This window comes from Pseudomonas sp. PB106 (genome assembly GCF_009764645.1).
Lineage (GTDB): Bacteria > Pseudomonadota > Gammaproteobacteria > Pseudomonadales > Pseudomonadaceae > Aquipseudomonas.
Map to the genome: position 1 here is coordinate 39,247 of NZ_RWIM01000004.1, position 23,016 is coordinate 62,262.

Consider the following 23,016-nt stretch of genomic DNA (forward strand, 5'->3'; position numbering starts at 1 on the left):
GCGGTTATGGGTGATCGCCACGACTACGTGGCCCTCGAATGGGTCAAAGGCGAAATTGCCGAAACGCTGAGACAGGCGCATCAGGCGATTGAAGCCGTGCTCGAAGATCCGCAGGCCTTTCCCGGGCTGGACGAGTGCCACGATTACATCCATCAGGTCCACGGCAGCCTGCAGATGGTCGAGTTCTACGGTGCAGCCTTGCTCGCCGAAGAAATGGAGCATCTGGTCGAAGCCCTGCAACACGAGCGCGTCAGCCATCGCGACGAAGCGCTGCACCTGTTGCTGCAAGCCCTCGGACAATTACCGATCTACCTCGACCGCGTGCAGAGCGCCCGGCGTGATCTGCCGTTGGTGGTGCTGCCGCTGATCAATGATCTACGCAGCGCACGGGGTGAAAGCCTGCTCTCGGAAACCAGTCTGTTCAGCCCGCAGCTGCCCGAACTGCCGCCGCTGCGGGCCGACGAACTGGCGCTGCTGGAGCCCGCCGAACTGCCCAACGTATTGCGCAAATTGCGCCAGACGCTGCAAATGGCTCTGGTCGGTTTGCTGCGCGAACAGGATGACCAGACGCACCTCGAGTATCTGGCCAAAGTCTTCACCCGCCTCGAAGCACTGAGCGGTCATGCGCCACTGAGCCCTTTGTGGCAGGTCGCCTCGGCGCTGGTCGAAGGCATGCGTGAAGGCGTTATCGCCAACAGCCCGGCGTTGCGCAGCCTGTTCAAGGATGCCGACAAAGAACTCAAACGCCTGCTCGAACAAGGCCTGTCTGGCCTTAATCAACCGGCGCCGGCGGAGCTGCTGAAAAGCCTGTTGTTCTATATTGCCAAAGCCGAACATCCCACCGGGCAGATGCTGACCATGAAAGATCGCTACTCCCTGGACGACGCGTTGCCCGACAGCGCGATGGTCGATGAAGAACGCGCGCGACTGGCCGGCCCCGACCGCGATGCGATGCGCTCGGTGCTGGCGGCACTGTGTGAGGAACTGGTGCGGGTCAAGGAGCGCCTCGACCTGTTCGTGCGCAGCGACCGCCAGCACACTTCGGATCTGGAAAGCCTGCTCGCACCGCTGCGGCAGATCGCCGACACCCTCGCCGTGCTCGGTTTCGGCCAGCCGCGCAAAGTCATCATCGATCAGTTGGCCGTGGTGCTCAGCCTTGCCCAGGGCCAGCGCGAACCAAACGACGCGATCCTCATGGACGTTGCCGGTGCGCTGCTCTACGTCGAAGCGACGCTGGCCGGAATGGTCGGCACCGTCGAGCCGGAAAGCCCGGAAGATGCGCGACTGCCGACCACCGACCTGACGCAGATTCACCAGATCGTGATCAAGGAAACGCGCATCTGCCTGCAACAGGCCAAGGACATGATCGTCGACTACATCGACGCCGATTGGGATCGCCAGCACCTGCAACCCTTGCCAGCGCTGCTGACTCAGGTGCGCGGTGCCCTGGCGATGATTCCGCTCAGTCGTGCGGCGACTCTGGTCGAAGCGTGCAACGGTTTTATTCGCGAGCATTTGCTGCTTGATCCGCACGAGCCGGGTTGGGAGCAACTGGATCGGCTGGCCGATGTCATCAGCAGTCTCGAGTATTACCTCGAACGCTTGAGCGACGATCCGCAGGCACCCGGCGAACAACTGCTGGATGTCGCGCAGAAATCCCTCGCCAGTCTGGGTTTCTTTCCCGATGAGCAGCCCGGTGCACAGCATGTGCCGGTGCTCGACGATGTGCTCAGCCCGAGCGAAGCGTTGGTGATGCAGGACATGCAGGCGCTCGACGATCCGGAGATCGTGCAGTCGCTGGCCGACGTTCTGGCCAGCCCGGTGTCAGCGGTCAATCCACCTGCATTGATGACGCCCGGCAGCCTGATGCCGCCGCCAGCCGATGAAGAACCGGTCGACGATGAACTGCGCGAAGTGTTCCTCGAAGAGACCGACGAAGTCCTCGAAGTCCTCCACGAATACCTGCCGCGTTGGAGCGCCAATCCGCAGGATCGCGATGCGCTGACTGAACTGCGCCGCGCCTTCCACACCCTCAAGGGCAGCGGGCGCATGGTCCGCGCGCTGATCCTTGGCGAGCTGGCGTGGTCGGTGGAAAACCTGCTCAACCGCGTGCTCGAACAAAGTGTCGAACCGGGCTCGGTGGTGCAGCAAGTGCTGACCGACACCGTGCTGTTGCTGCCCGAGCTGATCAGTGAATTCGCCACGAACAGCCAACGTCAGCGCAGCGATGTCGATCAACTCGCCGCCCGCGCTCACGCCTTGGCCAAGGGTGATGAACCGCTGGCCGCCGAAGACGTCGACGATGTCGCGGCACTCGATCCGCTGTTGCTGGAGATCTTCCGCAAGGAAGCCGAAACCCACCTCGCCAGCCTCAATCGCTTTCTCGATCAAGCCGCCGAGCATGTGCCGTTGCAGGCCAGCGACGAATTGCAGCGCGCTCTGCACACGCTCAAGGGCAGCGCGTCGATGGCCGGCGTGTTGCCGATTGCTGAACTGGCCGCATCGCTCGATCAATTGGCTCGGGAGTTTAAGGCGCACCAGTTGCCGCTGGACCTCGACGAAGTCGAATTGCTGCTGGAAGCCGAAGGCCTTTTCCGTATCGGCTTGCGTCAGCTCAAGCACGATCCGCTGGCGCCGATTGTCGGGGCGCAGTCGCTGATCAAACGCACCGACGCGCTGCTCGCCGAGCGCCTGGAAACCATCCTCAATGCGCCGAACACCGGCCTGCGAATCAAGCGTGAACCGCAACTGATCAACAACTTCCTCGCCCAGGGCATGGACATCTTGCTCGACGCGGAAAACCTCTTGCAGCGCTGGCAGCAACACCCCGGCGAGCGTCAGGAACTCAGCGCCTTGCTGGATGAACTGACCACCCTCGGCGAAGGCGCGCACATGGCCGATCTGCTGCCGGTCGATGTGCTCTGTGAGGCCTTGCTCGACCTGTATGGCGCAGTAGAAGAAAGCAGCCTGGCAGTCAGCGAACGGTTTTTCCAGGAAGCGCAAAACGCTCACGAAGCGCTGATCAATATGCTCGACGAACTGGCGGCCGGGCAGGAAGTCACGCCGCAACCAGAACGGATTCGCGCCCTGCATGACCTGCTCGATGAAAGCCTCGACCCGTCGGCGATGGGCCTGATTCGCAGTGATGGCAGCCGCACCCTGAGCATTCGTGAACTGGGCAGCGCCACCGCTGAGTTGCAGCAAAAGGCAACGGCGCTTGAACCCGATGACGAGATTGTCGAGATCTTCCTTGAAGAAGCGGTCGACATTCTCGACAGTTCCGGCCAAGCCCTGCAGCGCTGGCTCAGTGACCCGGACAACGGCGCACCGCTGTCCTCGTTACAACGGGATTTGCACACGCTCAAGGGCGGCGCGCGGATGGCCGAAGTCGAGGCCATCGGCGATCTGGCCGAGGAGCTGGAAAGCCTTTACGAAGGTCTGGTTGATCGTCGTTATCACTACAGCGAAAGCCTGGGGCGCTTGCTGCTCAAGAGCCATGACCGCTTGGCGCTGTTGCTTGATCAGTTGCAAAACCATCAGCCGCTGACCCCGGCGCTGGATCTGATCGACGCGATCCGTCAGGTTCGCCAAGGCCCAGTCGTTGCCGAAACGGCGCCAGCAACAACCGAACACGACAGCGCCGGTCACGACCCGGAGCTGCTGGAAATCTTCCTCGAAGAAGGTTTCGACATCATCGAAAACTCCGGCGCCGCGCTGCTGCGCTGGCAGGCCGAGCCGGGCAATCGCCAGGAAGTGGAAACCCTGCTGCGCGATCTGCACACCCTCAAGGGCGGCGCGCGGATGGTCGAGATCGGCCCGATTGGCGACCTCGCCCATGAGCTGGAATATCTTTACGAAAGTCTTTCCAGCGGCGCGTTGCAGCCATCGGCGGAACTGTTTGCGCTGGTGCAGCGTGGGCATGATCGTTTGGCGCAAATGCTCGATGGTGTACGCGCCGGGCAACCGTGTCCGCCTGCAGATCGGCTGATCAATGCGATCCAGAATTTCAGTCATCCAGTCACGGTCGAAACACCGCCAGCGTTGCCGCTGCCCGCTAAGACCGAACCTGCACCGCCGGCTGCCGAGGCTGGCGCGGACATGGTCAAGGTCTCCGCCGAATTGCTCGATGAGCTGGTCAATCTGGCCGGCGAAACCTCGATCTTCCGTGGCCGTATCGAACAGCAGGTCAACGACGCACAGATCGCCCTGAACGAGATGGAAACCACCATCGAACGCATGCGCGATCAGCTGCGCCGTCTCGATACGGAAACCCAAGGGCGAATTCTCAGCCGTCAGCAAGTCGATGCCGAACGCCTCGGTTACGAAGAATTCGACCCGCTGGAAATGGATCGCCATTCGCAGTTGCAGCAACTGTCGCGGGCGCTGTTCGAATCGGCCTCCGACTTGCTCGACCTCAAGGAAACCCTCGATCGCCGCAACCACGACGCCGAGAACCTGTTGCAGCAACAGGGCCGCATCAACACCGAATTGCAGGAAGGCCTGATGCGTACGCGCATGGTGCCGTTCGAGCGCATGTTGCCGCGCCTGAAACGCATCGTCCGTCAGGTTGCCGAAGAGCTGAACAAAGACGTCGCCTTTGTCGTCGGCAACGCTGAAGGCGAGATGGATCGCAATGTGCTCGAGCGCATGGCCGCGCCGTTGGAGCACATGCTGCGCAACGCCGTCGACCATGGTCTGGAGTCCGCCGAGGTGCGGCTGGCGGCGGGTAAACCGGCGCAAGGGCAGATCAGCCTCGACCTGTCGCGCGAGGGCGGCGACATCGTTTTCGACATTCGCGACGACGGCGCCGGGGTGCCGCTGGAGGCGGTGCGCAAGAAGGCGATCAAACGCGGCATGCTCGCGCCGGACGCCGAGATCAGCGACCGCGACGTGTTGCAGTTCATTCTGCAGCCGGGCTTTTCCACAGCGGAAAAGATCACCCAGATTTCCGGGCGTGGCGTCGGCATGGACGTGGTGCACGAAGAGGTGCGGCAGCTCGGCGGCAGCATGAGTATCGATTCGGTGCCGGGGCAGGGCGTGCATTTCCGCATTCGCCTGCCGTTCACCGTGTCGGTCAACCGTGCGCTGATGGTGCAGTGTGGCGAGGATCAATACGCGATTCCGCTGAACACCATCGAAGGCATTGTTCGGGTGTTGCCGAATGATCTGGAAGGGCACTTCCGCCAGGATCCGCCGCGTTACCAGTACGGCGGCCAGACCTATGAACTGTGCTACCTCGGCGAGCTGTTGAAAACTGCGCCACGGCCGAAACTGCTTGGCCAGAGTCTGCCGTTGCCGGTGCTGCTGGTGCACTACAACGACCGGCGCATCGCGGTGCAGGTCGACACCATGGCCGGTACGCGCGAGATCGTGGTCAAGAGCCTCGGCGCACAATTCGCGACGGTACAGGGCGTGTCCGGGGCGACGATTCTTGGCGATGGCCGGGTGGTGCTGATTCTCGATCTGCTCGCACCGATCCGCGCGATGCAGGCACGCATTGCGCCGACGCCAACGCTGCCGGAGATCGACAGCGAACCGCAGAAACCGCTGCTGGTGATGGTGGTCGACGACTCGGTCACCGTGCGCAAGGTCACCAGCCGTTTGCTCGAACGCCACGGCATGAACGTGCTGACCGCCAAGGACGGGGTCGACGCCATGCTGCTGCTCGAAGAACACATGCCCGACCTGATGCTGCTCGACATCGAAATGCCGCGCATGGACGGCTTCGAAGTCGCCACCCAGGTGCGCAACGACGAACGCCTGCAACACCTGCCGATCATCATGATTACCTCCCGCACCGGGCAGAAACACCGCGATCGCGCGATGGCGATTGGCGTCAACGACTACCTCGGCAAGCCGTATCAAGAGTCGGTGCTGCTTGAAAGCATTGCCCAGTGGAGCAAGAAACATGCATGAGCGCCGGCACAATCAGCGCAGCAGTCAACTCACCGGGCTGCTGCTGCCGTTGGCGGATCGCAATTTGATCCTGCCTAACGTCGCTGTTGCTGAATTGATCGATTACCAGGCCAGCGCTTTCGATCTGGACACGCCGCCGTGGTATCTGGGGCGCGTGAAGTGGCGCGAGCGGCAGATTCCTCTGCTCAGTTTTGAATCGGCGTGTGGGCAGAAAATCGTCATTGGCGAGAGAGCGCGGATTGTGATTTTGAATGCGCTGGGCGGTCTGCCGGAGTTGAAGTTCATTGCCCTGCTGGTGCAGGGGATCCCGCGGTCGTACAAGCTTGATAGTCAGTTGAGTTATGTCGATGTGCCGTTGTGTGCGCTGGAGCAGGCGGCGGTGCAGGTCGGGGAGCAGGTGGCGAAGGTGCCGGATTTGTTGGGGTTGGAGCAGTTGTTGGTGGATGCTGGGCTGATCCATTGATCCAGATTTCGTGGTGCTCTGACAGGCCCCATCGCTGGCAAGCCAGCTCCCACAGGTTTTTGTGTGGTGCACAAAATTTGAATACAACTCGGACACTGTGGGAGCTGGCTTGCCAGCGATGGGGCCAGCAGCATCACCAAATTCCTACAGGCAAATCCCTGATCTCTGTCATGTCTTAAACACTTTCCGGCACACTTGTTTAAAGACACCCGGTGTTACGGCTTCCTAGCCTACAAATCCTTGCGCCGCTGCCTACGCATGTACCAGAATCCGCCGGCTTGTGCGCCGTGGGCTGGCTGCGTAACGTGGATCGGGTCACTGATTCCCAGTGATCGGGTTTAGCAGCCCGGCTAGTTGTCCGGTCGTACGAGTCTCATCCAGTCAGGCATTCGCCTGCACTTGATGGTGGCTGTGCGCATGGCACCTTCGGGTGCGCCGGGTTTGGGTGACTACCGGTCTGCTAACTTGCGCACAGCTGCCTCCCTATCGTTTAGCAGCGGGATGGTCGCAGCCTCAACAGAGGAAAGTCATCCATGTTCAAAGTAACGCCTAACCCGCCGGCCACCGACCCGGCATCCCCCTACGAATCCCCCGACTCCAAGAAATTCCACGAAGCCGCCGAACGCGCCCTCGACCATTACCTCGGCCCGACCAACGCCGACTTGATGGCCACGCCCTACACCCCCAACACGCTGTACATGGCCAACCCCAATGCCGACACCGAATCCCTGCTGGCCGACGCCAGCGAAACCCTCGGCTCGGCCACGGTGATGCTCAACAATCACGCAGCCATGGTTGAAGGCACGCACCGCAAGACCCTGCAGGGTATTGCGCAAGTGGTGATGGTGGCGGAAATGGCTGTAAATCGTGTGTTGGACAGATTGGTGCCGACTGACTGATTAATGCGTCGAGCCATGCGACGCCATCGCGAGCAGGCTCACTCCTACAGTTGGAATGCGTCCCCTGTAGGAGCTGCGGCACGCTGCGATCTTTTGATGTTGATTCTGAAAATCAAAAGATCGCAGCCTCGTTTCACTCGGCAGCTCCTACTCGCGAAGGCGTCGGCGAACGTTACGCTCAGCGTAATGATTCGCCACTGCGCTTGATTGATGCCCCCACCCCACACGCCTACCTTAGCTCCACGACAGCGAACCCCGTGGAGTGAGCATGACAACAACAATTTCCCCCGACTCGCGCTGGACGCGGCGGCGCGATGAGAAGCAGCGCCGCCTCGACAAGGTGCGCGGGCTGGCCAACGGTGTGGTGTTGCCCACCGACAAGATCGTCGCCGCGCTCGAAGCGCTGATTCATCCCGGCGACCGTGTGGTGCTGGAGGGCAATAACCAGAAGCAGGCGGATTTCCTCTCGCGCTCGCTGGCCAAGGCCGACCCGGAAAAGCTCCACGACCTGCACATGATCATGCCCAGCGTCGGTCGCTCCGAGCACCTCGACCTGTTCGAACGCGGCATCGCCCGCAAGCTCGATTTCTCCTTCGCCGGCACGCAGAGCCTGCGCATCAGCCAGTTGCTCGAAGACGGCCTGCTGGAAATCGGCGCGATTCACACCTACATCGAACTCTACGCCCGGCTGGTGGTGGACTTGATCCCCAGCGTCGTGCTCTCGGCCGGTTTCATGGCCGACCGCGCCGGCAATATCTACACCGGCCCCAGCACCGAAGACACCCCGGCATTGATCGAGCCGGCGGCGTTCAGCGACGGCATCGTCATCGTTCAGGTCAACCAACTGGTCGACGACGTCAGCGAACTCCCGCGTGTGGACATCCCCGCCTCATGGGTCGATTTCGTCGTGGTCGCCGACAAGCCGTTCTACATCGAACCGCTGTTCACCCGCGACCCGCGCCACATCAAACCTGTGCACGTGTTGATGGCGATGATGGCGATTCGCGGGATCTACGAAAAACACAACGTGCAGTCGCTCAACCACGGCATCGGATTCAATACTGCCGCCATAGAATTGATCCTGCCGACCTACGGCGAATCCCTCGGCCTCAAAGGCAAGATCTGCCGCAACTGGACGCTCAACCCGCACCCGACGCTGATCCCGGCGATCGAGAGCGGTTGGGTCGAAAGTGTGCATTGCTTCGGCACTGAACTGGGCATGGAAAACTACATCGCCGCACGCCCCGACGTGTTCTTCACCGGTCGCGATGGCTCGCTGCGTTCCAACCGGATGTTCTGCCAACTCGCCGGGCAATACGCGGTGGATCTGTTTATCGGCGCGACGTTGCAGGTCGATGGCGACGGCCATTCCTCGACCGTGACCCGTGGCCGTCTCGCTGGTTTCGGCGGTGCGCCGAACATGGGCCACGACCCGCGCGGTCGCCGTCACGGCACTCCGGCGTGGCTCGATATGCGCCACGACGATGCGCAGCAACCGATGCTCGAACGCGGCAAGAAACTCGTGGTGCAAATGGTCGAGACCTTCCAGGAGGGCGGTAAGCCGACCTTCGTCGAAACCCTCGACGCGGTGGAAGTGGCGAAGAAAAGTGGCATGCCGCTGGCGCCGATCATGATTTACGGCGACGACGTCACCCATCTGCTCACCGAAGAAGGCATCGCCTACCTGTACAAGGCGCGTTCGCTGGAAGAGCGTCAGGCAATGATCGCAGCGGTCGCCGGCGTCACCGCCATCGGCCTGCGCCACAACCCGAAAGACACCGAACGCATGCGCCGCGAAGGCCTGATCGCCTTGCCCGAAGACCTCGGCATCCGCCGCACCGACGCCACCCGTGAGTTGCTCGCGGCGAAAAGCGTGGCCGATCTGGTCGAGTGGTCCGGCGGTTTGTACAACCCGCCCGCGAAATTCAGGAGCTGGTAATGCACGCATTCAACCTGCAAGCGAAACCGCTTTCTCTGGCGGATCGATTGGCCGACCTGGCGGTGGACGCGCTGATCGACGAAGCCGATCTGTCGCCGAAACCGGCGCTGGTCGACCGTCGCGGCAATGGCGCGCACACCGATCTGCACTTGGGCCTGATGCACGCTTCGGCGCTGTCGTTGTGGCCGGCGTTCAAGGAGATGGCTGAAGCGGCGGGCGCAATCGGCGAAGTCGATTCAACGTTGCGCGAAGCGATTGGCCGCATCGGTCGTGAAGGCGAGCAAGCCATGCTCGCGACCACTAGTGGTGTGAACACGCATCGCGGCGCCATTTGGGCGCTGGGATTGCTGGTGACGGCCGCTGCGCTGGAACCGCAATCCTCCAGCGCGAATGCCGTGACCCTACGCGCCGCACGTCTGGCCTTGCTGGACGATCGCCATGCCCCCAAACCCTTGAGCCACGGCGCCCAAGTCGCCCTGCGTTACGGCGCACGCGGCGCGCGTGAAGAAGCGCAACTCGGCTTCCCGTCGGTGGTGCAACGCGGCCTGCCGCAACTCAAACGCAGCCGCGCCAACGCCAGCGGCGAACAGAACGCCCGGCTCGACGCTTTGCTCGCGATCATGACCAATCTGGCGGACACCTGCGTGCTTTACCGCGCTGGTGAAGAGGGCTTGCAAGCCATGCAACTCGGCGCGCAAGCGGTGCTCGACGCCGGTGGCAGCGCCAGCCTCAGCGGTCGCCGCCGGCTGCACGAACTGGATCAACAACTCATCGCATTGAATGCCTCGCCCGGTGGCGCCGCCGACTTGCTCGCCGCCACGCTGCTGCTCGACCGTATCGAGCGCGACGGCATCCTTCAGGGAGCGTTTTGATGGAAACCCTATCGTTTGAATTCCCCGCCGGGCAGCCGCCACGTGGTCGCGCGCTGGTCGGTTGTGTCGGCTCGGGTGATCTGGAAGTGCTGATCGAACCGGGCCTGGCCGGCAAGCTGACGATCAATGTGCAGACCTCGGTCAATGGCGCGCAACTGCGCTGGCAGCACCTGTTTGCGCGGATGTTCGACGGCACCACGCCGCCGGCGATGGCCATCGATATCCACGATTTCGGCGCGACGCCGGGGGTGGTGCGCTTGCGGCTGGAACAAGGTTTCGAGGAGATCGGCCATGACTGACAGCGCAGCGCTTTTGAACAAACACAGCTTCGTCGAACTCGGTGCGCGACAACGGGCGAAAGCCTTGCTTGATGCCGGCAGCTTTCGCGAATTGCTCGATCCGTTTCAACGAGTCATGTCTCCGTGGCTTGAACGCCAAGGGGTGGTGCCGCAGGCCGATGACGGTGTGGTGATTGCCAAGGGCAGCCTCGACGGTTTGCCGGTGGTCATCGCCGCGATTGAAGGTGCATTTCAGGGCGGTAGTCTTGGCGAAGTCGGCGGGGCGAAGATTGCCGGCGCGCTGGAACTGGCGGCTGAAGATAACCGCAAAGGAATTTCGACCCGCGCCGTGTTGCTGCTGGAAACCGGTGGCGTGCGCTTGCAGGAAGCCAACCTCGGGCTGGCGGCGATTGCCGATATTCATGCGGCGATTGTCGATTTGCAGCAGTACCAACCGGTGGTCGGTGTGGTCGCGGGCAGCGTTGGTTGCTTCGGCGGCATGTCGATTGCCGCTGCGCTGTGCAGTTATTTGCTGGTGACTCAGGAAGCACGCCTCGGTTTGAACGGCCCGCAGGTGATTGAGCAGGAAGCGGGGATTGAAGAATACGACTCCCGCGACCGGCCCTTCATCTGGAGCCTGACTGGCGGCGAGCAGCGTTTCGCCAGTGGTCTGGTGGATCGTTATGTCGCCGATGACGTGGCGAAGATTCGTCAGCAGGTGGGTGAATTACTGCAGCAGGGTTTGCCAGCGAAACCACGCAGCCAGCGCGCCGAATGGTTCCTGCAACGCCTGAGCAGTCTGAACACTGACCCGCAAATCGAACCGTCGGTGGTTCGCGATCTGTATCAAGGAGAGCGCTCATGAGCGGTTATTCACTGCGCGGTTTGAACTGGTTCAACGCCTTGAGCGCGGGCGCTGTGGCTGTTGAAGGGCTGCCGCCCTCATTGAAGGTGGCTGACGGTGAGCTGGGGCGTTTTATCGCGGTGGTAACTGACCCAGACAATCGTTTTCCTCGCGCTCGCAATGGCGAAGTCGGTTTGCTCGAAGGCTGGGGTCTGGCCAAGGCTGTGGATGACGCGATCACTGCTGATCGTGATAAATCCCAGAAACGCCCGATCATCGCCATCGTCGATGTGCCGAGCCAGGCTTATGGTCGCCGTGAAGAAGCGCTCGGTATTCATCAGGCGCTGGCCGGTGCGGCGGACAGTTACGCCCGCGCACGTCTGGCCGGGCATGCGGTGATTGCGTTGTTGGTCGGTAAAGCGATGTCCGGGGCGTTTCTGGCGCATGGTTATCAGGCCAATCGTTTGATCGCGCTGCGTGATCCGGGTGTGATGGTGCATGCGATGGGCAAGGCGTCGGCGGCGCGGGTGACCTTGCGCAGTGTTGAAGAACTGGAAGCGCTGGCCGCCAGTGTGCCGCCGATGGCTTATGACATCGACAGCTACGCCAGCCTCGGATTGCTGTGGGAAACCCTGTCGGTTGAGCAGATCGAACAGCCGACGACGGAGGATCTATCGAGGGTTAACGAGTGCCTCAAGCAAGCCATTGGCGATGTCGCCAGCACTGATCTGAGCAATCGTCTCGGCGCGAAAAATCGTGCGGCCTCCGGCAAGGTTCGCGAACTGTTGAGGGCGCAGTGGTGAACACGCCGCTGGCCCACGATCTGCTCTGGGGCATGACCCCGGCGCAGTTGCCGGCGGATGCGCCGCAGTGGGCTGTCGAGTCGCTGGCCGCCGGGCAACCGGTGGTGGTGCGGCGGGCGCTGAGTTCTCAAGGATTTGTCGCGGTCGGCGTGCGCGGCGTGTTGCGTGAGCAGCGGCTGGCGGCGTTGATGGCGGTTGATTCGATTGCCTGTCGGGTCAGTCCGGAGGCGCTGTGTCAGGTCGATAGCGAGCGCAATCTGCCGGTGGTGCACGCGCTCAAACAACTGCGGCCGATGCTCGATGACTGCGGTTGGGTCTGGGGTGTCAGCGGCAGTGTCGGGTTTGAATTGGCCAGTGGTTTTAAAGCGATGCACGCGGACAGCGATCTCGATTTGATTTTGCGGACACCGCAGATGATCACGCGTAATCAGGCAAGCAAGTTCGTTGAGCTTTTCGATCAAGCCGCGTGCCGAGTCGATATGCAATTGCAGACGCCGTTCGGCGCTGTGGCCTTGCGTGAGTGGGCCAGTGCTTCGACGCGCGTGTTGCTGAAAAACGCCCATCAGGCTTGCCTGGTGATTGATCCGTGGAACCCGCAGGAGCAAGCAGCGTGAGCAGTCTGCTGGTGTTCCCCGGCCAGGGTGCGCAACAGGCGGGCATGCTTCAGCGCTTGCCGCGCGAGACCGTGGTCGAGGCCAGCGATGTACTTGGCGAAGATGTTTTGCGACTCGATTCCGCTGAAGCGTTGCGCACGACAAGGGCAGTTCAGCTTTGCCTGCTGATTGCTGGCGTCGCTGCATCGCGGCAACTTTTGCAAGACGGACTGACGGCGGATTACGTTGCCGGCCTGTCCATTGGTGCGTACCCGGCAGCGGTGGTCGCCGGGGCGCTGAGCTTCAGCGATGCGCTGCATCTGGTCAGCCTGCGTGGGGCGCTGATGCAACAAGCTTATCCACAGGGCTACGGCATGACCGCGATTATCGGCCTGCAATTATCCACAGTCGAAACGCTATTGGCGCAGGTGCACGGTGAGGATTCGCCGGTGTATCTGGCCAATATCAATGCCGACAATCAGGTGGTAATCGCCGGCAGTGACGAGGCCATGCAAGCGGTCGCCGAACTGGCGCGCGGCCGTGGCGCAGGTCTGGCAAAACGTCTGGCGGTGAGCGTGCCGTCGCACTGCCCACTGCTGGACGCACCGGCACAAGCCCTCGCCGAAGCCTTCGCCAAGGTTGAACTGAAAATCCCCAAAGTCGCTTACCTGAGCGGCAGTCGCGCACGCCCTGTGACCAAAGTAGAAGCGCTGCGCGACGACCTCGCCTTCAACATGTGCCGCGTGGTGGATTGGCGCGGCACCGTGCAAAGCGCCTACGAGCGCGGCGTACGTTTACAGATCGAACTGCCGCCCGGTGCGGTGCTGACCGGGCTGGCGCGCCGGGTGTTCGAGCAGGGCACGGTCACTGCCTTCGACAGTGCTCGCCTCGACACCTTGCAAGCGCTGCTGCGTGAGGAGGGAAGCCGCCAACTCTAAACCGCCGCGACTCAAGCTTCGAACAACAAAAACAACATTCGACGATGCACTTTGAGGACTACAACAATGATTATTTACGGTGTGGCGTTTCTCGCCTTTTGTACGCTGGTGGGTATCTGGGTCGGTGAATTGCTCGGCAAGCTGATCGGCGTGCCGGCCAACGTCGGCGGTGTCGGCATTGCGATGCTGCTGTTGATTGGCCTGGGCAGTTATCTGAATAAAAGCGGCTGGCTCAAGGGCAAGACCGAGCAGGGTGTCGAGTTCTGGAGCGCGGTCTACATTCCTATCGTGGTGGCCATGGCGGCCCAGCAAAACGTCTACGGCGCACTGAAGGGCGGGCCGATGGCGATCCTCGCCGGGACGCTGGCCGTGGTCATCGCTTTCGCCTTGGTGCCAGTGCTCACGCGCATGGGCAACAAGGAGCAGACCCCGATCGCTCCAGCCAAGACTGCGGGGTAATCGCCATGTACGAATCGATGATGAAAGTGATCACTGGCTACGGTTTGATCAGCGGTTTCCTGATTGTCGGGCTGACCATGTGGGTGTCCTACTGGATGTCCAACACCTTCACCAAGGGCCGTTTGCACGGCTCGGCCATCGCCATTCTGCTCGGGCTGGTGCTGTCGTATGTCGGCGGCGCGCTGACCGGTGGGCAAAAGGGTGTGGTGGATATTCCGTTGCTGTCCGGCATCGGTCTGCTCGGCGGCGCGATGCTGCGTGACTTTGCCATTGTCGCCACGGCATTTGGCGTGAGTGTCGATGAACTCAAGCGTGCCGGGTTCGTCGGTGTGCTGGCGCTGTTTGTGGGTGTCGGCACGTCGTTTGTTGCCGGGGTCGGTGTCGCGATGGCGTTCGGTTATACCGATGCGGTGAGCCTGACCACCATTGGCGCAGGCGCGGTGACTTACATCGTCGGCCCGGTGACCGGCGCGGCGATTGGTGCCAGTTCCGAGGTGATGGCGCTGTCGATTGCGGCGGGGCTGATCAAGGCGATTCTGGTGATGGTCATGACGCCGTTCGTGGCGCCGATGATCGGCCTGAACAATCCACGCAGTGCGGTGATTTTCGGCGGGCTGATGGGCACGTCCAGTGGTGTGGCCGGCGGGTTGGCGGCGACGGATCCGAAGCTGGTGCCTTATGGGTGTCTGACGGCGGCGTTCTATACCGCGCTTGGCTGTTTGCTTGGGCCTTCGCTGTTGTTTTTGGCGATGCGCGGGTTGGTGGGTTAATCGCTAAAAGTTGCCCTTGATCGTTCCCACGCTCCGCGTGGGAATGCAGCCCGGGACGCTCCGCGTCCCAAAAAGCCGGACGCAGAGCGTCCATTGAGGCATTCCCACGCGGAGCATGGGAACGATCATGGGGAGGCCTGCCGATTGGCATACATCCGACACTCCGCCAGCAACGCCAACAAGTTTGGATCGCGCTCCTTGGCTTTCAGAAACACCACACCAATGTGCTGTTGCAACCGGTACTTCTCCTGCAACGGAATCAGCTTCACCCGGTTCTCATACACCGCCGCAATCCTTCCTGGCAGCAACGCATATCCGACCCCCGAGCTGACCATGCTCAGCAGAGTGAAAATGTCATTCACCTGCATCGCGACCTTCGGCTCGAACCCCGCCTGCTTGAACACCCGGTTACCGTCCTGATGCGTCGCGAAGCCCTGGGTCAGCGTGATAAACGTTTCATCGCGCACTTCCGCCAGATCCACTTCACTGCGCTGGGCGAACTTTGAATCCGCCGGGGTGGCGAGAAAGATGTCGTCGGAAAACAGTGCAATCTGCTCGCAATCCGGGTCGTTGATGCTGTCGTCCAGCGACACCAGAATCGCGTCGACTTCCATGTTCTTCAGCTTGTAGAGCAGGTCGATGTTCGAACCGAGGATCAGGTCGATGTTGAGTTCGCTGCGGCGGATTTTCAGGCCCATGATCAGCTGCGGCACGGTTTTCACCGTCAGCGAATACAGCGAACCGAGTTTGAAACGTTCGGCGGAGAATCCGGCTGCTTCGCGGGTCAGGCGCACGCTTTCGACGACGTCGTTGATCAGCTTTTGTGCGCGCTCTTCGAGGACGTAAGCACTTTCCAGCGGTGTCAGGTTGCGGCCTTCGTGTTTGAACAGCGGGCAGCGCAGGGCGCTTTCCAGCGAGTGAATCGCGCGGTGCACGCTGACGTTGCTGGTCTGCAACTCGGCAGCGGCGCGGGCGAGGTTGCCGGTGCGCATGAAGGCGAGGAACACCTCGAGTTTTTTCAGGGTCAATTCTTCGTCGATCAGCATGGCGCGGACTCTTTTTGGAATGCGTCGATTGTGCCTTGAAGATCAAAAGATCGCAGCCTTCGGCAGCTCCTACATTGGAACGCGATCACCTGTAAGAGCTGCCGAAGGCTGCGATCTTTTGATCTTGGCTTTGAACAGAAACATTGCGCTTTTACGCTCAAGGCCCGAGCCTTGCGCGTTGCGGTAACGAATTATTGAGGTAAGTGACACATGTATCACGGAGAAAAACTCAACGCCTGGACGCATTTGGTCGGGGCGGTGGCGGCTTTTGTCGGCGGGGTCTGGATGCTGGTGATTGCCTGTCTGGACGGCAGCCCGTGGAAGATTGTCAGTGTGGCGATCTACGCGTTTACCCTGCTGGTGCTTTACAGCGCATCAACCGTGTATCACAGCGTGCGCGGGCGCAAGAAAGCGATCATGAAGAAGGTCGATCACTTTTCGATCTACCTGTTGATCGCCGGCAGCTACACGCCGTTCTGTCTGGTGACCCTGCGCGGGCCGTGGGGCTGGACGCTGTTCGGGATTGTCTGGGGGCTGGCGCTGATCGGCATCCTGCAAGAGATCAAACCGCGTTCAGAGGCGCGGATTCTGTCGATCGTGATTTACGCGGTGATGGGCTGGATTGTGTTGGTGGCGGTCAAGCCTTTGATGGCGGCGCTGGGCACCACCGGGTTTGCCTGGCTGGCGTCGGGCGGTGTGTTGTACACGGTGGGGATTATCTTTTTTGCCCTCGATCACCGGCTGCGGCATGCGCATGGGATTTGGCATCTGTTCGTGATTGCCGGGAGTTTGCTGCACTTTGTCGCGATTCTGTTTTACGTCTTGTAGACCGAGGTGCGGCTATCGCTGGCAAGCCAGCTCCCACAGAGTTCAATGTTGTTCACAAATGTTGTGGCCAACAAAGCACCTGTGGGAGCTGGCTTGCCAGCGATGGCGTCCTAGAAATCACCCCACAATTGTTGGGCTACCGCCAACGCCACGACTGGCGCGGTCTCTGTGCGCAACACCCGTGGGCCAAGGCGGGCGGCGTGGAAGCCGTTGCCTTTGGCTTGCTCGACTTCAGCGTCAGTCAAACCACCCTCAGGCCCGATCAGGAACGCCAACGTCGCCGGTTTGGCATGACTCACCAACGGCTCCGCGACCGGGTGCAGCACCAGTTTCAACTCGGCTTCGGTCTGCTTGATCCAGTCCGCCAGCAATACCGGCGGATGAATCACCGGCACCCGCGAACGACCACATTGCTCGCAGGCGCTGATCGCCACTTGGCGCCAGTGCAGCAGGCGTTTGTCGGCGCGTTCGTCCTTGAGGCGGACTTCGCAGCGGTCGCTGAAGATCGGGGTGATTTCGTTCACGCCCAGCTCGGTGGCTTTCTGGATCGCCCAATCCATGCGCTCGCCACGGGACAGTCCCTGGCCGAGGTGAATGTGCAGCGGCGATTCGACCTGTCCGGCGAATTGCTCGTCGATCTGCACGGTCACGCGCTTCTTGCCGACTTCCAGCAGCGAACCGCGAAACTCATGGCCGGAACCGTCGAACATCTGCACCGCATCGCCCTCGGTCATGCGCAGCACGCGGCTGATGTAATGCGCCTGGGCCTCCGGCAATTCGTGTTCGCCGGTGCTCAGCGGGGCGTCGATAAAGAAGCGGGACAGTCTCATTTCGGGTCTCTGGAAAGATGTGAATCAGTAGATCGTTCCCACGCTCTGCGTGGGAATGCCTCACCGGACGCTCTGCGTCCGCTGTTGGGACGCTGAGCGTCCCGGGCTGCATTCCCACGCGGAGCGTGGGAACGAGCGGTCACGGTTAGCCTGGGTCACGGAAACCGGGGTGGAAATCTTTCGGCACGGCCACGCTGACGCTGTCACGGGTGGCGATGTCGATGCCTTCGCTGGCGACTTCGGCAAGGAAGTCGATCTGCTCCGGGGTAATCACGTACGGCGGCAGGAAATACACCACGCTGCCCAGCGGACGCAGCAACGCGCCACGCTCCAGCGCATGCTGGAACACCTTCAAACCGCGACGCTCCTGCCAAGGGTAGGCCTCTTTGGTGGCTTTATCCTTGACCATCTCGATGGCCAGGACCATGCCGGTCTGGCGCACTTCGGAGACGTTCGGGTGATCGGCCAGATGCGCGGTCGCCGAGGCCATGCGCTGGGCCAAAGCCTTGTTGTTCTCGATGACGTTGTCGTGCTCGAAGATATCCAGCGTCGCCAGTGCCGCCGCGCACGCCAGGGGGTTGCCGGTGTAACTGTGCGAATGCAGGAAGGCGCGCAAGGTTGGATAGTCGTCGTAGAACGCGCTGTAGACTTCGTCGGTGGTCAGGCACGCGGCCAGCGGCAGATAGCCGCCGGTCAGGGCCTTCGACAGGCAGAGGAAGTCCGGGCGAATGCCGGCCTGTTCACAGGCAAACATCGTCCCGGTGCGGCCGAAACCCACAGCGATTTCGTCGAGGATCAGGTGCACGCCGTAGCGATCGCAGGCCTCGCGCAGCAACTTCAGATACACCGGGTGATACATGCGCATGCCGCCAGCGCCCTGAATCAGCGGCTCGACGATGACTGCCGCGACGCTGTCATGATTTTCTGCCAGGGTCTGCTCCATGGCGGCGAACATGTTGCGCGAATGTTCTTCCCAGCTCATGCCTTGCGGGCGCAGGTAGCAATCCGGGCTCGGCACTTTGATGGTGTCCATCAGCAGCGCTTTGTAGGTCTCGGTGAACAGCGGCACGTCGCCGACCGCCATCGCGGCCATGGTTTCGCCGTGGTAGCTGTTGGTCAGGGTGACGAAGCGCTTCTTGTTCGGCTGACCGCGATTGAGCCAGTAGTGAAAGCTCATTTTCAGCGCGACTTCGATGCAGGACGAACCGTTATCGGCGTAGAACACCCGGTTCAGGCCTTCCGGCGTCATCTTCACCAGACGCTCGGACAGCTCGATCACCGGTTGATGGCTGAAACCGGCGAGAATCACGTGTTCCAGTTGATCGACCTGATCCTTGATGCGCTGGTTGATGCGCGGGTTGGCGTGGCCGAATACGTTGACCCACCAGGAGCTGACGGCGTCGAGGTAGCGCTTGCCTTCGAAGTCTTCGAGCCAGACACCTTCACCGCGCTTGATCGGGATCAGCGGCAGCTGTTCGTGGTCTTTCATCTGGGTGCAGGGATGCCACAACACCGCGAGGTCGCGTTGCATCCACTGGTTATTCAGGCCCATTTACAGTCTCCTCGAGGCGGCTCGCGTCAGGCGCGGGCAAACAATCGCGCAAGCCTATGCAATGCATCGCGTGGGGACAACCCATTGTGTCGATTGAGCTACTTTGTATGAGCCGATAGACGTCGCTGGCGGCGTTTTGATGGCTAACGTATTCTTCGCGGTTCTTTGGGTCGTCTGACTCGCAAAACTGCTTTTTCCTACGTGTATTTCCGGAGTTCGCTGAATGTCTGTCGGTTGGCTGCGCGCCTGTGCGCTAGTGATGTTGGGGCTGTTCAGCGTTACAGCGCTGGCCAAGGATAAAACCGCAATCGTGATCGGTGGGGGCCTGTCGGGCCTGACCGCCGCTTACGAGCTGCAAAACAAAGGCTGGCAGGTCACGCTGCTGGAAGCCAAGCCGAGCCTGGGCGGTCGCTCCGGCATGGCCACCAGCGAGTGGATCGGCAACGACAAGACGCAGCCAGTGCTGAACAAGTACGTCTCGACGTTCAAGCTGGGCACCACGCCGGCCCCGGAATTCGTGCGTACGCCGGGTTATCTGATCGATGGCGAGTATTTCTCCGCCGCTGATCTGGCGACCAAGCAACCGGCGACCGCCGATGCCTTGAAGCGCTACCAGAAAACCCTCGACGATCTGGCGCGTTCGATCGACGACCCGCAGAACCCGGCCGCGACCAACACCCTGCACGCACTGGATCAGATCACCGTGTCGAGCTGGCTCGACAAGCAGAACTTGCCCGCCACCGCGCGTCAGTTGATCAACCAGGACATCCGCACCCACTACGACGAACCTTCGCGTCTGTCGCTTCTGTATTTCGCTCAGCAGAACCGCGTGTATCGCGGCGTCTCCGACCGTGACCTGCGTGCTTCGCGTCTGGTCGGTGGCAGCCAGGTGCTGGCGCAGGCCTTCGTCAAACAGATCAAGACCATCAAGACCAACTCGCCGGTGTCGGCGATCAATCAGGACAAGGACGGCGTGACCGTCAAGGTCGGCAGCGTTGGCTATCAGGCTGATTACGTCGTACTGGCCGTGCCGTTGCGTGCGCTGAACAAGATTGCGCTGACCCCGGCGCTGGATGCCCAGCATCTGGCCGCGATCAAGGGCACCAACTACGGTTGGCGCGACCAGATCATGTTGAAGTTCAAGACGCCAGTGTGGGAAAGCAAGGCGCGCATGTCCGGCGAGATCTACAGCAACACCGGCCTTGGCATGCTCTGGATCGAGCCTGCGCTGAAGGGCGGCGCCAACGTGGTGATCAACCTGTCCGGCGACAACGCCCGCGTGATGCAGGCGTTTGGCGACAAGCAGATGGTCGATCAGGTGCTGATCCGTCTGCACGCGTTTTATCCACAGGCCCGTGGCTCGTTCACCGGCTATGAAATCCGCCGCTACAGCACCGACCCGTCGATGGGCGGCGCCTACCTGGCTTATGGCCCAGGCCAGATCAGCAAGTTCTGGCGCCTGTGGGAGCGTCCGTTGCAACGCGTGACGTTCGCCGGCGAACACACCGACACCTTGTACCCGGGCACACTTGAAGGCGCACTGCGCACCGGTCAGCGTGCGGCCAGTCAGGTTGAAGACCTGGCGGCAGGCAAATCGTTTGAACCGGCGAAAGTGGTTCCGGCTGCAGCAGCGGCGGCGGGTGCCGTGGCGGCGAAGAAGGGCAACTTCTTCACTAATCTGTTCGGCGGTTCGGATGACGAGAAGAAGCCAGAGCCTGTGAAGGCACCAGAACCGGCTCCAGCTCCGGTCGCACCAGCGCCTGCGCCGACCCCGGCACCTGCGCCAGCTCCGGTGGAAGCGCCGAAGCCAGCGGCACCAGTGAAAGCTGAACCGGCGAAGAAAGCGGCGGCCAAGCCTGCGGCGAAGAAGCCAGCGGCCAAGTCCGAAGCGAAAAAGCCTGCGGCGAAACCAGCGGCGAAAAAGGCTGAACCGGCGAAGAAGCCAGCGGCCAAGCCTGCGGCAACGACCGAGACCAAGGCGCAGTAAGCCTTGCGGTGAACGAAGAAGCGCGGCGTTTATGCCGCGCTTTTTTTTGCCTGTGAAGGTCCCATCGCTGGCAAGCCAGCTCCCACAGGTTTCTGAGGTGAACGCAGGATTTTTCAACGCCACCGACCCCTGTGGGAGCGGGCTTGCCCGCGATGAGGCCTGTCCAGACAGCGCATCATCAGGATCTACCACCTAACATCCCGCCACACTTTCCCCGTTAATCTTTCCTTAACACGCCACTTCCAGACTCTTGATCGTATTTCTCGATATTTCAAAGCGAAATTTTCCGCTTTAATTCGATAGATAACTCGCTAGTCTTGGTTCGCAGTTCTCACAGGATTTGGGCAATGCAGCTACGTAACTCTTCTTCGCGCTATGGTTGGGTCAGCATCTTCATGCACTGGGGCGTGGCGCTGGTGGTCTTCGGGCTGTTCGCGCTGGGTCTGTGGATGGTCGGGCTGGATTACTACAGCAGCTGGCGCAAAGAGGCGCCGGATCTGCACAAGAGCATCGGCCTGGTGTTGCTGGCCGTGATGGTGTTACGGGTGCTGTGGCGCTTTATCAGCCCACCGCCGCCGACGCTGCAAAGCTACAGCCGCATGACCCGTCTCGGCGCCAAATTCGGCCACGGGTTTCTATATCTGGCGCTGTTCGCTGTGATGCTTGCCGGTTACCTGATTTCCACCGCAGACGGTGTCGGGATCCCGGTGTTTGGCCTGTTTGAAGTTCCTGCACTGGTTTCCGGGCTACCGGATCAAGCAGATACCGCTGGGGTGATTCATCTGTGGCTGGCGTGGGCGCTGGTAATTTTTTCCGGCCTCCATGCGTTGGCAGCATTGAAGCACCACTTTATTGATCGTGATGTGACCCTGACACGAATGCTCGGTCGCAAAGCCTGAAATTCAACCTCGACTCAAAGGAAAAGAAAGCATGTTGAAAAAGACTCTGGCCGCTCTGGCAATCGGTTCTGCACTGCTCTCGGCTCAGGCCATGGCAGCGGACTACAAAATCGACAAGGAAGGTCAGCACGCCTTCGTTGACTGGAAAATCAGCCACCTGGGCTACAGCTTCATCCACGGTACTTTCAAAGATTTCGACGGTACCTTCTCGTGGGATTCGGCCAAGCCTGAAGCCAGCAAGATCTCCGTTGATGTGAAAACCGCCAGCCTGTGGTCGAACCACGCTGAGCGTGACAAACACATCGCCAGCAAAGACTTCCTGGATGTCGGCAAGTTTGCTGATGCCAAGTTCGTCTCCACCGCCGTTAAATCGACCGGTGAAAAGACCGCTGACGTGACTGGCGACCTGACCCTGCACGGCGTGACCAAGCCAGTGACCTTCAAGGCTACGTTCAACGGCGAAGGCAAGGATCCATGGGGCGGCGAGCGTGCTGGCTTCAACGCCAAGACCACCCTCAACCTGAACGATTTCGGGATCAAGGGCCCAGGTCCTACCTCGCAAACTGCGGATCTGGACATCTCGCTGGAAGGCGTGAAAGTTAAGTAACTTTCCACCCGCCACACAAAAACGCCCCCGGTTGAAAGGCCGGGGGCGTTTTTTATTGCCCGTCAAAACACAATTCCTCCTGTAGGAAGCGGGTTTGGGTCGTCCAAAAAAATGCCCCGGCTCTTGCGAGGCGGGGCATTTTTCATTGCAGCGTAAAATCAGCGGTTGCGGGTCAGCAGCGCTGGTTTTTCGCCACGTGGGCGGCTTGGCAGTTGATCGAGTTGCTCAGGCGTCGGGAAGCGGTCGGCTTTCGATTCCTTGTGCATGATCTTCGGGCCATTGCTGCGCGGATTCTGCACGGCTGGCTCGCTACGAGGCTGCTCGTCACGGGCCGGACGGCGGTTGCGCGAGGACGAGGCGGAATCGTCACGACGCCCCGACTGACCATCACGCGGTGCGCCGTTGCGCGGGCCGCTGCGTTTGCCCGGTGGGGTGCCGGTGCTCGAACCGTTGCTGTTGCGCGGACCGTTCTGGCGACCTTGCGGCTGACCGC

Annotated in this window: 19 protein-coding genes and 1 pseudogene; 16 read left to right on the forward strand and 4 right to left on the reverse strand. The window is 61.2% G+C overall.

Annotated features, from left to right (window positions below):
- Positions 1-6 precede the first annotated feature (6 nt).
- The 12 genes from EJA71_RS00650 (at position 7) to madM (ending at position 14,774) form a co-directional block, all read left to right on the forward strand.
- Positions 7-5,916, forward strand: a complete 5,910-nt coding sequence (locus tag EJA71_RS00650; protein WP_158953394.1) for an Hpt domain-containing protein — start codon at positions 7-9, stop codon at positions 5,914-5,916.
- A complete protein-coding gene (locus EJA71_RS00655) occupies positions 5,909-6,379 on the forward strand; it encodes a chemotaxis protein CheW (protein ID WP_158953396.1) in 471 nt (156 codons plus the stop codon). The genes EJA71_RS00650 and EJA71_RS00655 overlap by 8 nt, the downstream gene beginning before the upstream one ends.
- 533 nt (positions 6,380-6,912) lie before the next feature.
- Complete coding sequence (locus EJA71_RS00660; RefSeq protein ID WP_158953398.1) at positions 6,913-7,278, forward strand: DUF6124 family protein; 366 nt, start codon at positions 6,913-6,915, stop codon at positions 7,276-7,278.
- Positions 7,279-7,546: 268 nt separating this feature from the next.
- A complete protein-coding gene (gene mdcA / locus EJA71_RS00665; protein WP_158953400.1) occupies positions 7,547-9,217 on the forward strand; it encodes a malonate decarboxylase subunit alpha in 1,671 nt (556 codons plus the stop codon).
- Positions 9,217-10,089, forward strand: coding sequence for a triphosphoribosyl-dephospho-CoA synthase (locus EJA71_RS00670; protein ID WP_158953402.1), 873 nt, complete (start codon positions 9,217-9,219; stop codon positions 10,087-10,089). Before mdcA ends, EJA71_RS00670 begins: the two co-directional genes overlap by 1 nt.
- Positions 10,089-10,388, forward strand: a complete 300-nt coding sequence (locus EJA71_RS00675; protein WP_007913697.1) for a malonate decarboxylase subunit delta — start codon at positions 10,089-10,091, stop codon at positions 10,386-10,388. Before EJA71_RS00670 ends, EJA71_RS00675 begins: the two co-directional genes overlap by 1 nt.
- Positions 10,381-11,232, forward strand: coding sequence for a biotin-independent malonate decarboxylase subunit beta (locus EJA71_RS00680; protein WP_158953404.1), 852 nt, complete (start codon positions 10,381-10,383; stop codon positions 11,230-11,232). The genes EJA71_RS00675 and EJA71_RS00680 overlap by 8 nt, the downstream gene beginning before the upstream one ends.
- Positions 11,229-12,014 carry a biotin-independent malonate decarboxylase subunit gamma gene (mdcE, locus tag EJA71_RS00685; RefSeq protein ID WP_158953406.1) on the forward strand — a complete coding sequence of 262 codons (786 nt, stop codon included), beginning with the start codon at positions 11,229-11,231 and terminating at the stop codon, positions 12,012-12,014. The genes EJA71_RS00680 and mdcE overlap by 4 nt, the downstream gene beginning before the upstream one ends.
- The gene (locus EJA71_RS00690; RefSeq protein WP_158953408.1) at positions 12,008-12,628 is read left to right on the forward strand and encodes a malonate decarboxylase holo-ACP synthase; all 621 of its coding nucleotides are present in this window, start codon (positions 12,008-12,010) and stop codon (positions 12,626-12,628) included. Before mdcE ends, EJA71_RS00690 begins: the two co-directional genes overlap by 7 nt.
- Positions 12,625-13,545, forward strand: a complete 921-nt coding sequence (gene mdcH / locus EJA71_RS00695; RefSeq protein ID WP_158953410.1) for a malonate decarboxylase subunit epsilon — start codon at positions 12,625-12,627, stop codon at positions 13,543-13,545. The genes EJA71_RS00690 and mdcH overlap by 4 nt, the downstream gene beginning before the upstream one ends.
- 66 nt (positions 13,546-13,611) lie before the next feature.
- Positions 13,612-14,004 (forward strand): malonate transporter subunit MadL, encoded by a 393-nt coding sequence (madL, locus tag EJA71_RS00700; RefSeq protein ID WP_129395884.1) that lies wholly within the window; start codon positions 13,612-13,614, stop codon positions 14,002-14,004.
- Positions 14,005-14,009: 5 nt separating this feature from the next.
- On the forward strand, positions 14,010-14,774 hold the full coding sequence (gene madM / locus EJA71_RS00705; RefSeq protein ID WP_016984761.1) for a malonate transporter subunit MadM: 765 nt from the start codon (positions 14,010-14,012) through the stop codon (positions 14,772-14,774).
- Between the two features lie 125 nt (positions 14,775-14,899).
- On the opposite strand, the gene EJA71_RS00710 is transcribed toward madM, so the two are convergent.
- Positions 14,900-15,820, reverse strand: coding sequence for a LysR substrate-binding domain-containing protein (locus EJA71_RS00710; protein ID WP_158953412.1), 921 nt, complete (start codon positions 15,818-15,820; stop codon positions 14,900-14,902).
- A gap of 210 nt (positions 15,821-16,030) precedes the next feature.
- Between EJA71_RS00710 and EJA71_RS00715 the strand changes: the two genes are divergently transcribed.
- Positions 16,031-16,648 (forward strand): hemolysin III family protein, encoded by a 618-nt coding sequence (locus tag EJA71_RS00715; RefSeq protein ID WP_158953414.1) that lies wholly within the window; start codon positions 16,031-16,033, stop codon positions 16,646-16,648.
- 110 nt (positions 16,649-16,758) lie between these two features.
- Here EJA71_RS00715 and EJA71_RS00720 read toward each other — a convergent pair whose 3' ends face one another.
- Together EJA71_RS00720 and EJA71_RS00725 are read right to left on the reverse strand one after the other, a co-directional pair.
- The gene (locus tag EJA71_RS00720) at positions 16,759-17,478 is read right to left on the reverse strand and encodes a 16S rRNA (uracil(1498)-N(3))-methyltransferase (RefSeq protein WP_158953416.1); all 720 of its coding nucleotides are present in this window, start codon (positions 17,476-17,478) and stop codon (positions 16,759-16,761) included.
- A 145-nt stretch (positions 17,479-17,623) separates the two neighbouring features.
- Positions 17,624-19,030 (reverse strand): adenosylmethionine--8-amino-7-oxononanoate transaminase, encoded by a 1,407-nt coding sequence (locus tag EJA71_RS00725; RefSeq protein WP_158953418.1) that lies wholly within the window; start codon positions 19,028-19,030, stop codon positions 17,624-17,626.
- 223 nt (positions 19,031-19,253) lie between these two features.
- Here EJA71_RS00725 and EJA71_RS00730 point away from each other — a divergent pair, with 223 nt between their 5' ends.
- From EJA71_RS00730 to EJA71_RS00740, 3 genes are all read left to right on the forward strand, one after another.
- Positions 19,254-21,017: a flavin monoamine oxidase family protein gene (locus tag EJA71_RS00730; RefSeq protein WP_158953420.1), complete on the forward strand. Its 1,764-nt coding sequence runs from the start codon at positions 19,254-19,256 to the stop codon at positions 21,015-21,017.
- Between the two features lie 347 nt (positions 21,018-21,364).
- Positions 21,365-21,916: a cytochrome b gene (locus tag EJA71_RS00735; protein ID WP_158953422.1), complete on the forward strand. Its 552-nt coding sequence runs from the start codon at positions 21,365-21,367 to the stop codon at positions 21,914-21,916.
- A gap of 31 nt (positions 21,917-21,947) precedes the next feature.
- Positions 21,948-22,523 carry a YceI family protein gene (locus EJA71_RS00740; RefSeq protein WP_007913714.1) on the forward strand — a complete coding sequence of 192 codons (576 nt, stop codon included), beginning with the start codon at positions 21,948-21,950 and terminating at the stop codon, positions 22,521-22,523.
- Positions 22,524-22,681: 158 nt separating this feature from the next.
- On the opposite strand, the pseudogene EJA71_RS00745 reads toward EJA71_RS00740, so the two are convergent.
- A pseudogene (locus EJA71_RS00745) lies at positions 22,682-23,016 on the reverse strand (DEAD/DEAH box helicase); the annotation flags it as partial.

Excerpts from the sequence above, each read along its gene's own strand:
- EJA71_RS00715 (WP_158953414.1), top strand. The coding sequence starts at position 16,031 with ATGTATCACGGAGAAAAACTCAACGCCTGGACGCATTTGGTCGGGGCG.
- EJA71_RS00655 (WP_158953396.1), top strand. The coding sequence starts at position 5,909 with ATGCATGAGCGCCGGCACAATCAGCGCAGCAGTCAACTCACCGGGCTG.
- EJA71_RS00670 (WP_158953402.1), top strand. The coding sequence starts at position 9,217 with ATGCACGCATTCAACCTGCAAGCGAAACCGCTTTCTCTGGCGGATCGA.
- EJA71_RS00680 (WP_158953404.1), top strand. The coding sequence starts at position 10,381 with ATGACTGACAGCGCAGCGCTTTTGAACAAACACAGCTTCGTCGAACTC.
- EJA71_RS00735 (WP_158953422.1), top strand. The coding sequence starts at position 21,365 with ATGCAGCTACGTAACTCTTCTTCGCGCTATGGTTGGGTCAGCATCTTC.
- EJA71_RS00675 (WP_007913697.1), top strand. The coding sequence starts at position 10,089 with ATGGAAACCCTATCGTTTGAATTCCCCGCCGGGCAGCCGCCACGTGGT.
- EJA71_RS00730 (WP_158953420.1), top strand. The coding sequence starts at position 19,254 with ATGTCTGTCGGTTGGCTGCGCGCCTGTGCGCTAGTGATGTTGGGGCTG.
- madL (WP_129395884.1), top strand. The coding sequence starts at position 13,612 with ATGATTATTTACGGTGTGGCGTTTCTCGCCTTTTGTACGCTGGTGGGT.
- mdcE (WP_158953406.1), top strand. The coding sequence starts at position 11,229 with ATGAGCGGTTATTCACTGCGCGGTTTGAACTGGTTCAACGCCTTGAGC.
- EJA71_RS00650 (WP_158953394.1), top strand. The coding sequence starts at position 7 with ATGGGTGATCGCCACGACTACGTGGCCCTCGAATGGGTCAAAGGCGAA.
- EJA71_RS00720 (WP_158953416.1), bottom strand. The coding sequence starts at position 17,478 with ATGAGACTGTCCCGCTTCTTTATCGACGCCCCGCTGAGCACCGGCGAA.
- mdcA (WP_158953400.1), top strand. The coding sequence starts at position 7,547 with ATGACAACAACAATTTCCCCCGACTCGCGCTGGACGCGGCGGCGCGAT.
- EJA71_RS00710 (WP_158953412.1), bottom strand. The coding sequence starts at position 15,820 with ATGCTGATCGACGAAGAATTGACCCTGAAAAAACTCGAGGTGTTCCTC.
- madM (WP_016984761.1), top strand. The coding sequence starts at position 14,010 with ATGTACGAATCGATGATGAAAGTGATCACTGGCTACGGTTTGATCAGC.
- EJA71_RS00725 (WP_158953418.1), bottom strand. The coding sequence starts at position 19,030 with ATGGGCCTGAATAACCAGTGGATGCAACGCGACCTCGCGGTGTTGTGG.
- EJA71_RS00740 (WP_007913714.1), top strand. The coding sequence starts at position 21,948 with ATGTTGAAAAAGACTCTGGCCGCTCTGGCAATCGGTTCTGCACTGCTC.
- EJA71_RS00660 (WP_158953398.1), top strand. The coding sequence starts at position 6,913 with ATGTTCAAAGTAACGCCTAACCCGCCGGCCACCGACCCGGCATCCCCC.